The organism is Siphonobacter sp. BAB-5405, from assembly GCF_002872335.1.
In the GTDB taxonomy this organism is placed as follows: Bacteria; Bacteroidota; Bacteroidia; order Cytophagales; family Spirosomataceae; genus Siphonobacter.
Window position 1 is genome coordinate 126061 of the sequence record NZ_NJAG01000045.1, and the last position, 12509, is coordinate 138569.

7 protein-coding genes and 1 pseudogene are annotated in these 12509 nt (G+C 49.0%); 1 reads left to right on the forward strand and 7 read right to left on the reverse strand.

All coding sequences use genetic code 11. The features are described from left to right. Positions 1–5 precede the first annotated feature (5 nt). Together BWI97_RS23305 and BWI97_RS23310 are read right to left on the reverse strand one after the other, a co-directional pair. A pseudogene (locus BWI97_RS23305) lies at positions 6–1342 on the reverse strand (RagB/SusD family nutrient uptake outer membrane protein). A gap of 12 nt (positions 1343–1354) precedes the next feature. Further along, the gene (locus BWI97_RS23310) at positions 1355–4432 is read right to left on the reverse strand and encodes a TonB-dependent receptor (RefSeq protein ID WP_233207978.1); all 3078 of its coding nucleotides are present in this window, start codon (positions 4430–4432) and stop codon (positions 1355–1357) included. Between the two features lie 510 nt (positions 4433–4942). On the opposite strand from BWI97_RS23310, the gene BWI97_RS23315 reads away from it, so the two are divergent. Beyond that, on the forward strand, positions 4943–5446 hold the full coding sequence (locus tag BWI97_RS23315; protein WP_094815755.1) for a hypothetical protein: 504 nt from the start codon (positions 4943–4945) through the stop codon (positions 5444–5446). Positions 5447–5516: 70 nt separating this feature from the next. On the opposite strand, the gene BWI97_RS28500 is transcribed toward BWI97_RS23315, so the two are convergent. The 5 genes from BWI97_RS28500 to BWI97_RS23340 form a co-directional block, all read right to left on the reverse strand. After that, complete coding sequence (locus tag BWI97_RS28500) at positions 5517–7316, reverse strand: DUF1080 domain-containing protein (protein WP_233207979.1); 1800 nt, start codon at positions 7314–7316, stop codon at positions 5517–5519. A 31-nt stretch (positions 7317–7347) separates the two neighbouring features. Beyond that, positions 7348–8607, reverse strand: a complete 1260-nt coding sequence (locus BWI97_RS23325; protein ID WP_102203020.1) for a Gfo/Idh/MocA family oxidoreductase — start codon at positions 8605–8607, stop codon at positions 7348–7350. 131 nt (positions 8608–8738) lie between these two features. Beyond that, a complete protein-coding gene (locus tag BWI97_RS23330) occupies positions 8739–9992 on the reverse strand; it encodes a replication initiation protein (protein WP_102203021.1) in 1254 nt (417 codons plus the stop codon). Next, positions 9923–10195, reverse strand: a complete 273-nt coding sequence (locus tag BWI97_RS23335) for a RepB family plasmid replication initiator protein (RefSeq protein WP_158242827.1) — start codon at positions 10193–10195, stop codon at positions 9923–9925. Before BWI97_RS23335 ends, BWI97_RS23330 begins: the two co-directional genes overlap by 70 nt. A gap of 1456 nt (positions 10196–11651) precedes the next feature. Continuing rightward, complete coding sequence (locus BWI97_RS23340) at positions 11652–12509, reverse strand: hypothetical protein (RefSeq protein WP_102203023.1); 858 nt, start codon at positions 12507–12509, stop codon at positions 11652–11654.

The following is a 12509-nucleotide window of genomic DNA, read 5'->3' on the forward strand; positions in this document are numbered from 1 at the left end:
AGCGGTTAGTAGCCTTCGTTTTGAACCAGTGCTTTATCCACCAGTAGCTGATCTACGGGCAGGGGTAAGACGTAACGTTTCGCATCCGTAACGCCCAGTACGGTAGCCGCCCGTCCCGTCCGTACGAGGTCAAACCAGCGGTGCGGTTCCAGGGCAAATTCCACGCGGCGTTCGTTTTCGATCGCCAGTAAAACAGCCTCAGACGTAGCCGCTGTAACGGCGGGCAGCCCAGCCCGATCACGCACGGCATTCAGATCGCTCAGAGCAGCCGTCAATTTGTTCTGTTGAGTCCGGGCTTCGGAGCGAATCAGGTATTGTTCGGCAATGCGAAGCACGTACGAAGGGTCTGAGCCAGGGTTGCGGTAGTAGAGGTTGCCGTACCAGCGATTTTGGTTGTCTTTGGCGACGAGTACGCTCCGGTTTCCACCCACGCTGGCATCGTTGAGTAGCGTGACCAGAGCCGTATTGGGTGCCCACTGACGCGTACCACCGTTAGTTTGCGGCTGCCACTGCCCGCGATGGGCGTTGATTTCAGTGGTACCGTTGTAGAAAATCTCGAAAATGGATTCCTGCGTACCCCGGGCGTATCGGCAAAAAAGGTACGGTACGGCTTGATTAGGGAATAATTCGTAGCATCACCGATGAGTTTGCTGGCGTATTCTTCCGCTTTGACCCAATCTTTCTGATAGAGGTAATAGCGGGCTTTCAAAGCCCAGACTGTCTTTTGCGTGGCCCGGTAGCGGTCGGTGGTTGCGGGGAGCAGGGACTCGGCAGCATCCAGATCTTTAAGTACCTGAGCGTAGGTCTCAGCGGTGGAACTGCGGGCAATGCCCCGGTTGTCGGCGGGCGTTACAGTCGGTTTGGTAATCAGTGGTACCCCACCCCAGACGCGGGCCAGATCGAAATAGGCCAAAGCCCGCACGAAATACGCTTCGCCGAGGTACTGGTTTTTCAACGCGGTCGTCAGGGCCGGATCGGCTACGTCGTTGACCTTCGCCAGCACATTGTTGGCCCGGTTGATGGTCTGATAAATGGCAATCCAGACGCCGCTAATCATGCCATTATCGGCATTGACTTTGTGGTTGATGAATTCCTGAACGATGGACTGCGAGCCAGTCCATTCCACGTTATCACCCGACAGGTAACCGATGGCCTGAAAGTTAGTACCGTAATAATTACCACTCGCCAGAGCACTGTACACACCGCGAACGGCCGTTTCAGCGGAAGTTTTATCGGTAATGGTAACGGCATCCGAAATGGATTCCTTCGGCTTCACATCCAGAAAGGACTGGCAGGAAGTCAGGAACAGAATACTTACTAGGATTAAAAAAGTTGCTTTCATTACGGTCTGTTCTTACAAAGTCACGTTTAAACCCAACTGTAAACCCACCGGCTGCGGTGGCGTACCCAGATCAATGCCCTGCTGATTCTGGTCACTGCTGGCACTCGATTCGGGGTCCAGACCCGTGTATTTGGTCAGCAGCCAGAGGTTGGTACCCACGGCGTAGAGGCGGAGGTTATCCAGTCCCACTTTCTTGGACCAGGTTTTCGGTAAGGTATAGCCCAGCGTCAGGGAACGAAGGCGGAGGAATGAACCATCTTCCAGCCAGCGGCTGCCGCCATCGCGGTAGTTATTGACGTTGACACCGTCGGGACGGGGTACGTCGGTGATGTCGCCGGGTTTCTGCCAGCGGGCCAGGTTGCTGGCGAAAATGATGCGGGCAGCATCGCGGGCTCCCCCACCCTCTCCGAAGAATTTGTTGTGATTGTAAATTTTGTTTCCGTACGAAAAGGAAAAGAACACATTCAGATCGAAACTGCCGTAAGTCAGGTTATTGGTCAGACCGCCGAAGAGTTTGGGCCAGATGCTACCCAGAATTTGCCGGTCGTCCGTAGTAATTTTTCCGTCTTTGTTGACGTCTTCGTACACCACGTTGCCCGTCTGCGGATCGACGGACAATTGCCTGTACACCCAGAACGAGTACAGCGGATGACCCTGCTGCTGCAAAATCAGATCGCGGCTGCCGTAGCGTAAGGGCGTTTCAAGTTTTTCAATGGTGTTGACGTTGCGGGCCAGATTCAGGCTCGTCGTCCATTTGAGTTGAGACGTTTGAAGGTTGACCGATTGAATACCTAATTCAAAGCCTTTGTTGCTGATTTCTGCCGCGTTGCTCCAGTAGGTGCTAAAGCCCGTTGTGGCGGGTAAGGTCAGTTGCAGCAGGCCATTGGTCGTGTATTTGTTGTAGACGTTGAATTCGGCGGATAGGCGTCCGTTGAAGAACGCCAAGTCCAGACCTACGTTCAGCTGACGGGTTTTTTCCCACTGCAAATCCGGGTTGCCCAATTGCTGGGGAGCAATGCCGGGACTACCCTGATATGAAGCTCCTCCGGTCCACAAACCCTGGGCAGCGAAATTGCCGATGCCGTTCTGGTTTCCCGTGATTCCGTAACTGGCCCGCAGTTTCAAATCACTTAGTACCGTTACGTCTTTCAGGAATTCTTCCTGCTTGATTCGCCAGGCCGCCCCCACTGCCGGAAAGTAGCCCCACTTACGTTCATTCCCGAAGCGGGACGAGCCGTCAGCCCGGATACTGGCATTGATCAGGTACCGACCCGCAAAGTTGTAATCGGCTTTGGCGAAGAACGAGGCCAGCGTACTCTTACTCCAGTTCTGGGAAGCGGCCGTTGTTGAAGCCGACGAAATCTGCGTAAAGTTGTTGTTGGCGAAACCGCGACCTTCAGCGTACGTACGCTTCAGTACATCACTTTGCAGGGTATTTCCTACCAGCAATCCAAAGGTGTGCTTATTGCCCAGCGTCTTGCGGTACGCCAGCGTTTGTTCATTGAGTACACTGGAAAACTGCGTTTGACTGGAAGTCGCTAGTCCCGACGGACTGCCCGCAATGAGCAGGTTATTCCAGTATTCGGATTCGTCGTAGCCGTTATAATCCAACCCGAAGCTGGTACGGAATTTCAGTCCGGGTACGATTTCCGCTTCCCCGTATACGTTGCCGATGTAACGCAGGCTGATGGAGTGAACGTCGTAATTATTGAGCAGTAACGTCAGGTTATCAAAACCCGCCCGGCCGACCAGTACACCGTTTTCGTAGGGCGAAAGATACGTAGGCGTGTGCAAAGCGGCCTGTAACAAACCGCCCTGCGGGCCGTCCCCGGCCCGTGCCTGATTGCGGAAGGTGCGGCTGAGGATATTACTCACGCCTACCTGCACCTTATCGTTGACTTTTTGATCGAGATTGATTTTGAAGCTGGCCCGTTCGAAGTTGATGGGCTTGATGATGGCTTCCTGTTGGGTATAGCTACCGCCGATGTAGTATTTGGTGTTGGTGGTTCCCCCGGCTAGTGACAGGTCGTAGTTCTGTAACCGGGCGGTACGGAACAATTCGCCAAGTCGGTCGTAGGTTTGCTGTTCCTCCGGTAGTCCCCGGCCCCCTTCGGATACGGGGCGGAAGGGCCGATTGGCTACCGTACGATTCAACGAAGGCGTATCCTTGCCCGTATTAATCCACCATTCGTTGACCAGTTGGGCGTGTTCGGGGCCCGTCGTCAAATCCCAGAGCCGGGCCGCTTTCGACCAGCCCGTGGAAGCATTAAGGCTTACCTTGGGTTTCTGTTCGAAGTTACCGCGTTTGGTGGTAATTAGAATGACACCATTGGCACCCCGCGATCCGTATAAAGCCGTGGCTTCGGCATCCTTCAGAATTTCGATACTCTCGATGTCGGAAGGGTTGATGTCGGCAATGGGGGAAGTTGCCTTTCCACCCGTACTCACCGACTGCAAACTGTTGTTATTGATGAAAACGCCGTCTACCACGTACAGCGGATCATTATCAGCATTGATGGACGTGGCTCCGCGAACGCGAATGTTTACCGCTTCGCCCGGTACGCCCGTGTTACTGGAAATCTGTACACCAGGAATTTTGCCCTGAAGCTGGGCATCGAAACTACCTGTAGGAATATTTTTGGTATCGGAAGGGTCAATTTTGGTGATGGAACCGATCAGGTTTTTGCGTTCCTGGGTACCATAGCCCACTACGACTACTTCACTCAGTTGGTTTTGATCGGGTACCAGCTGAATCGTTAGCCGGGTTTGATTGCCTACGCTTACCTCCTGCGTTTTGTAACCGATGAAGGAAACTACCAATCGAGCCCGGTCGGGTGCCTGACTGATTTCGAATTCACCATTGGCATTGGTGGATACCCCCTGAATAGTGCCCTTAATTTGAATATTCACCCCCGGAATGCCTTTCCCCGTTTCATCAAGTACCTGCCCTTTGATGGGTCCTTCCGTCGCTCGCCAGTAGGATCGAACCTCTTTGGCAGGAATGGCGGCATGCCCCGATGATACGCTTAGGAGCAGAGGCAGCATCCAGGCCTTCCAATAATTCCCGTGCATGTGTACGTAATTTTTCATTCAATAACTGTGATGGTTGAGTACTAAATTCTTTTCTACTACTTATATAGATTAACTATACAAATCAAGAACACAGATTTACAATGGGTTTACTCCCTTGAACGTTAGAGATGCTTGGCGACCGACGGAGGGCGGGGCGGAGGTCCTCGCTAACGGAACAGCTCGACAAAACTAGAGAGGCTTCGGTATTTAGCAAATATAATCTACAGAATTTATAGACTAATAGAAGATAATCTTTATTATGTTTAATAAATTATATTATATATACTATTTAAAATTTACGTATAGACATTATAGTATAAAATGATTACTATTGGACTTTCTTTTTAAAAAGGCTAAGATTTATGCCATTTTTAATACTTTTTACTGGATCACTAAGTACTATTAAGCAAATACCTTAAGTACTTAGTATGTATTTCATTTTAAATTAGTTACAATTAAACCAGTACCGTCCGATTTCATTTAAAAAATTATATTTTCACGTTTCAAATTACTATCACCGCCCTACCCGTGAAACTACTTTTTTATTTACTTTTTCTGTCGTCCTCCATTCCCAGTCTCGCTCAGACGTATCCTTGTGAGTATGCTTTTTCCGTTAAGAACGGCTACACTCTTGAAGAAAAAATTTCCAGCACTAATCCGCAAAACAAGGATGTTTTAGGAAGATGGAAATGGATAGAAATTCGAAAAGAAAAAAAACAAAAGCAACCCTCTTCGTATCTGCTGAGTCTTACGTTTTATAGCCAAACGGCCGAAGAAGAACTCAACCATGCGGAAGTGATTTTCAAGGATCAATCCAAACATGTTTTTCAACGGGTTACGTCTCAGTGTGAGTTTTCTCACGGAAGAGGTTATAAGCATTCTGCTCTTATTTCTTTAAACAAGCAAGAGCGGGAAATGCTTGAAAATAAGCTAATTGAGCAAATTACGATTAATCATCAGGTTAGTAAGGAAGTCAATGAAGATGACACCTTATACGTGCAGAGTATGGCCCAGTGTATCTTTTCGAAGTAACTGTACTACTGGTCTAAGAATCAGTACTACAGAAATAAGCAGCGTGGTTATTCCTGTAGTACTGATTCTTTTACAAAGCTTTCACGCGGATATTCCGGAATCGCACCACCGAGCCGTGTCCCAGAAAACCAATGTGCCCGGAGGTACGTTTCAAACCGGGATGTTCTTTGTGGTCGGGGGTACCGTTTTGGCTTGCTTCGGCTACGTCACCGTCCAGAATCGTTACGCCATTCAGTACCACTTTCACACGTGTACCACGTACCGTTACTTCCTCCGTATTCCATTGCCCAACGGGTTTCATACCTTCCCGCTTCGCTGGAATAATGCCATAGACGGATCCGTGATACTGGTAGGGTTGCAGGTTCTTGTACTGGTCTGCCGTATTATCCAGAATCTGTAACTCCATGCCGGTATACGCGGCATCGCCTTCGAGCGGAGCCCGAATCCCCAGTCCGTTATTCGCTCCCGGCGTAAGCTGAAAATCGAATCGGAATACGAAGTCGGCATACTCGTCTTTGGTATACAGGTTACCCTGTCCCTTGCCGGTAGGCTCAATCACCAGATTCTGGTCTTTGATTACGTAGTCTTCTTTGTTACCCGTCCATTGCTCCAGATCGGAACCATCGAAGAGGACCTTGAAACCTTCCTGCTTTTCTGCTTCGGTTAGGGTAAACAATTGAGGTAAGCCTGCCAGATGCTTTTCCAGGGTAGCGGGCTGACTGAGGTACGGCAAACCCTTCTGCAACCATTCGCGAACTTCCAGATTATTAAAACGAGGTTCGGCTAACGCAATCTGAGCAACCGCTTCAGCGGCTGGTTTTCGCAATACGGGATGGTTTAAAAAACTCGCGGCGTACGACAGAGCCGCGTATTGACGAAGGCTCCCTACTTCTCTTAGAATTTCCTGTCTCTGTTGCGGAGTTCGGGCTACGTCCATGCTCTTTTGTAGCAACACAAGTCGCTGAGGTTCCGTATACGAGGCATGGTTCAGTCGCTGAAGATTGGCCGTCAGATCCTTCGAAAGCGGAATGAACAGTTGCTCAGCCGCTAGTCGGGTAGCCTGTTGGGAAGGCTGACTGGCCGCCTCGATCAAGGCCCGAGCTGCCTTTTCGGCCGTAGCGGTATGCCCCGCCTCCCCTACCCGCTTTATCCAGAGCAGATAGGAAGCTGTAGCGTTGGAGGCTTCGAACGTATACTGCCGATCTGCCGCCGCACGAGCCAGTAAAGCTCCAGAACCTGGATTGCCGATATTCGCGAGAGCGTATAAAGCTAATTTCTTCGCATTATCAGAAGCGTTTTGAGCGAGCTGGGTTAGCACCGGTACGGCATCCCCAGTACGGGTTTTACCAATGGCTTCGATCAGGTATAACTGAGCAGGTTCCTGAGCCGTTTTCAACGCTGTGAGCAGTGCCTGCCGGGCGGAAGGCGTATTGATTTGCACCAGAGCCCGGGCGGCCGGATCGGCTTGCCGATTATCTCCCAGGAAAGAGGCCAGTGTTGCCACCGCTTCTTCTTTTCCCACCATCTGCAATTGGGCGATCAGAAAGGCTTTCGCTTCGGGGGTAGTAGCCTGCTGAAGGGCTTTCTGATACGCTCTTGAACTTTTCATCCGGTCGGCAGAACGATTGCTGGCATAAGCCGTATAGCCTCCCAGAGCGTATTCCGTCTGGGTGTGATCGCCCGGTGCATTCAGGCCCGCTGCCAGAGCCAGGAGTCCTTCTTCGTTGAGTTTGCCCACTTCGCCCATTGCCGTGTGTAGCTGGGTTTGATTGTCCGCCGGTAATTGAGCTAACACGCCAGCGACGCGGTCAGACTGAGCCCATACGGCCTGCTGGAAGAGAATCCCCAATAGAAGTATACTTGGTTTCATAGAATAGAGGAATAAGGCAATTGAAAACAAATTACATAACCCAGGGAGCACGCATGGGTTGATCGATGAGGCGATTGGCTCCTTCATCATCAATAAAGACTTGATTTTTTGGATCGAAGCGAAGCGAACGGCCCAGCCGCAGAGCGATGATTCCCATGTTGACCAGCGTGCAGGAACGGTAGCCGTTCTGTTCGTTCAGAGCAAAGGGTTTCCGCTCCCGTACAGATTCCAGAAAGTTGGTCACCTGGGGTTTCGGATCTGGAAAAGACGCCAGTTTGCGGGCTAAATCAGGAATATCCGAGCGGAATTCGGGATACAGTTTTCCTTTGGGCCCCTGAATGTAGGGTACGCCTTCATCACGACCTTCACCGTCGAGTACGATTTTACAACCATCGGCGTACGTGTAGGTAATGCGTCGCCAGGTACCCACCGCATCCGGATGCTGCTGGGGAGCGTCAATTTCTACGCTAATCGGGCTTTCGTTGTCTTTGCCCAGAAAATACTGGATTGGATCGAGGTAATGCTGGCCCATGTCGCCCAGTCCGCCGCCATCGTAATCCCAGTACCCCCGAAACGTTCCATGAACGCGATGGGCGTTATAGGGCTTGTACGGAGCCGGTCCTAACCAGCTTTCGTAATCCAGTTCGGTAGGTACGGGGGCTTCTTCCAGGTGGGTCTTGCCTACCCAGTAAAATTTCCAGTCAAAGCCCGTATGCTTACTTACGGTAACCGTCAGGGGCCAGCCCAGCAATCCGCTTTCTACAAGCTTTTTAATGGGCCGCACCGTCGTTTTCATGCCGTAAAAGGTATCCTGAAACCGGAACCAAGTATTCAGCCGAAACATGCGTCCGTACTGAGCAACGGCTTCTTTCACGCGTTTTCCCTCGCCGATGGTCCGCGTCATGGGTTTTTCGCACCAGATGTCTTTACCAGCCCGGGCGGCGTCTATCGCCATGAGTCCGTGCCAGTGGGGCGGTGTGGCAATGTGTACAATATCGACTTCGGGTAGCAGAAGCAGTTCGCGGTAGTCTTTAAACGTCTTGATGCCGGAGCCACCGGCCAGTTCCAGCCCTTTCTGTAAATGGGTTTGATCCACGTCGCACAAAGCGACCACGCGGGTGCCCGCGTAAGGAATGTGCCCACGGCCCATTCCTCCTAGACCAATGATTCCTTTGGTCAACTGATCACTGGGGGCCAGATACCCCTTGCCGAGTACGTGCCGGGGCACTATACTGAAGGCCGCTACGGCAGCGGCCGTTTGCTTAAGAAATTTTCTGCGGGAATGCGTCATACGGGAATAGAGGAATGCGTGATGCGGACTGCATAACGGCTTGCGAACAGGCAGGCCATCATGCGTTGGGTAAGGTACGGAAATTGACCTGTTTACACAAAACTCCGGATTGCTTTCTCCCCTATGAACACCTAAGCACGCCCCATGCGGCGTTCGAGTTCCTGCAACTGCGGCAGATACTGCTTTTCGATAACGTGAAGTTCTTCCTGACAGTACTGACGGGCTAGTTCCCAGACGGCCGTAGCAAAAAGCATTTTGTCTTTGTAATTCTGCTCGTCGCTCAGCTTGGGATCGAACGAAAAGGGTACAGTCTTCTTGGCCTGCTCAAAGAGTTCCATCCGCAAACCGGGACGTATGGCCAGGAATGCCTGAATGACTTCGTACTGCCGTTCGTACCAGCGATTTTTCCACTGGTTGTATTCGTCCTGCCAGTTCTTTTCTTCTTTCGGGGCTTGTGATTTCGGTGCAGGAGCTACGGGTTGAGCCGCGGCAAAAAGGGGAGGCGATAAAATGAGTGTATTGAGATACCCCCCAATATTCTGAATGGGTGAGTTTTTCTTCCGGCTCTGTTTTAAGGTCGTTTGAATACTGGTCCGGATGTGCTCAATGGGAGCCTTCTCCAGCCACTGCCAGACGGTTTGCTCGGAAACATAGGCACTGACCAGTGGAAAAATTTCATCAAAGTGTGATACTTCCACGGCCGAACCCTCTTCTTCCGGTACGGGTTCCAGAACCGGAGCCCGTTTTAATTTCAATACCGGCGGTACGGCTCCCTGACTTGTATCGTTTTTGGTAATGTTGTAGAAGCGAATGGCGACTACCGCATTCGATTTTAACTTGACGGGGAGTTCGTAGGGATAGTTCTTCGCCTGTACGCCTTCGTAATCAAACCGGATATCGGTATACTTCTGCAAATCCTCCTTGGCTTTTTCCAGAACGCGGTCGCGAAAGTGCCCGTAAAGCTTGTACTCCTCTTCCATGCCCAGCATGGCTTTGAGTTCCTGTAACTCAATCGTCCGCTCCCCCAGTTTTTCGTACTGCTTGAGCAATTCGTAAATCCGCACGGTATAGGGACTCGACAGGTCGAGAATATTGGCCATCTCGTATACCAAATACCGCTCCTTGAGTTCAATCAGGAAGGGCTTTAGATCGGGATGAAAGGAAACCTTCAGGTACACCCGATCGTCGTCCAGGCGTTTCGACTGAATGATTTTACGCTGCACATCATCCGGCGTTTTAATACCACCAATAATGGGCGTTTCCAGTGTTTCGTAAACCCCATCGGTTTTGACCTTTAGTTTGATGATTTTACTCATCAGGCCGCGGGCTCCTTCTTTGAGATCTTCGTAGGTACGACCGTCCTTGCGTAAGCCGAAATCCTGAATGACATCCCGGAAAAAATCTTATACTCTTTGAAGTCGCGGTCTTCCCAGTCAATCATAGAAATCATTTTGGCAAATACCCGCGTTTCCCAAATGGTGAATTTGTAATGGGCTTCTACCAGAGCGTTTGACTTCCGGATCAGAACCACGGTGTTATTCCGCTTCTTTTTACGGGTATTCTTACGAGGATTAAGCTTTTTCTCCACTAGATATTCGATTTAAAGGCAGCTTTCTGGACGACTCTGTGTACACATCAACCAACTATCACAAATTCCACGCTTCCAAGGTACGAAACAAACGTGATTTCTGTGATAGTTTTACGTGCATTTTGTGATAGTTTGGTGTGGAATCTGTGATAGTTGCACGTGGAATCTGTGATAGTTTCTCAAGTTATCCACAAATAATTCATTGAATATCAATTACTTACAAGCGTTTTTTTTGCCGGAAATATTATTAAAATATAATATAAAAACATCAAACAAAGAATTGATGATGATTTTTGTAATTTTTTTGATGAAAAGAAAAAGCTGCGAGTAAAGCTGATGGGCTTAAGAGAAGACTTAAAAATAAAGGAGATTGAAATGGCTAGATAAAAGTTCCGGCGGGCGGGCACGTGCATTTTGTGATAGTTTGCCGGGATTCAATCTGATTTCATGCGATGGAAGAGGTGCAATCCCTGTTAATGTATTCATTATGAAGTTGAAAACATTCATGAAGGTTACTAGTTAAAAGCAATTTTTGAAAACTATCACAATTTGTGAGTAGCAAATAAATCTTTATAAAATCTGCGTTCTGATCAAATTCCTAGATGGGTAGAACATTTCGTAAACTGAGAAACTATCACAGATTGTTTTGTTACATTCTTGATAAACAGATAGTTATATTATTATTCTTCTATTCTTATCTGATTTTGAATGGATTTATAGCTGTTTATTAACTATCACAAATTGTTTTTGTAAAGCCTTGATTTGTAAGGACAAACCCATAGCAAAGGGTCAGTATTTATTCTAGTACAGTTATACACACGGTATACAGGAACTATCACAAATTGTTTAGTTAAAGTATTGATATACAGACAATTAAAAGGTTGTATGCCCTGCAATTCCTTTGCATCAGCCGCATTTTGATAAAGATAAAAGTGTCACAAATTGTGATAGTTTTTTTAGAGTGGTTCATGAGACAAGTGACACACTGTCACTTTGGTGCTCATGAATGAAAGTTTCCTGACTAGCTGATAATTAGGGCCTTCATTGGATTCGTGAACTATTTACGAGAGTAGTTAGATTGCTCTACCTATAAATACAACTATCACAATTTGTGGATATATAGTGCTGTTTTTCAGATAATTAAAATAACAAATTGTGATAGTTATGAGAAGTATAAGCCTCATCTCTTCACGGAAAGTGTCACAAATTGTGATAGTTTATGACTGTGCTGTCAACCAAAGGGACACGCTGTCACTTTGGTTGGAAAGCGTAAACAGAGCAATGACTAACTAGTAGTCACCCCCTGCCCTGCTTACGATCGTTAATGATACGCTGTGGAACTTACTCAGATGGAAAAGGTTACTCTGGTTCGTGCGGAACAAAGCGTCACAAAAAAAGCAAAGTGACACGCTGTCACTTTGCTTTTGAATAATTTATCCGCTGAGACTTGTGCCGATCAAAGTGACACGCTGTCACTTTGGTTGAGTAGTTGCTGATAGTAGTGCAATTGATCGAGTAGCTGCTGACAGGTTTCTTTGGTCAACGGGCCTGCCGCCAGGGTGCGAATGCTCTGCTGAATCTGTTGCCGTTCGTCGTGCTGGAGACTGGGGCGAGCCGCAACTTCCATGACTTCTTCGGGAGTACTGAGTAAGTGAGTCGTGGCTGCTTTGGCAACCGCATTGATCGAAGCTTTCGGTAATTTCTGTTTCCCGGTCAGAACCGCGTTTTTCAAATCGGGCGTTAACTTTTCCAGCCCAGCTGCAAAGTCACCGTCGCGTTTAATGGTCCGGCTACTTACGCCATATTCCTTGCCCAGTGCTGCGGATACGTTTTCATTTTCGGCAAACTGATTCCCACCCCGTGCGTTCTTCTGCTGTAAATAGCGTAAACCCCGCAGGTACGAAGCCTGCTCGGGACTCAGGTTCCGACGGCCTAACTGGTAATCAATCATGTAATCTTTTACTTCGGCAAGGGAAGTAAAATGTACCAGATTGATGCGAAAATCCAGGTGGTACCGCTGAGCGATGGCGTATCGGTTATGGCCGTCGATAAGAATGAAAACCGGCGTTGGCTGTTCACTGATTCCTGCCGTTGCAGCCGTGGTTTCCCAGATGGTCAGCGGATCCTTGATCCCGTGTTTAGTGATATTTTGTTCCAGCTGATGGGATTCGTCCGCGGTGAGGGGCGGAATAAGATCTTTTAATTCCGGCAGAACGGTAATCTGACTCTTGATATGTTCCTCGGAAGACAGGAGTGAAGGTTTCAGATCAGTAGTCTTTTCCTTCATTAGGTTCATGAAGTCTTTTTTCGCCAT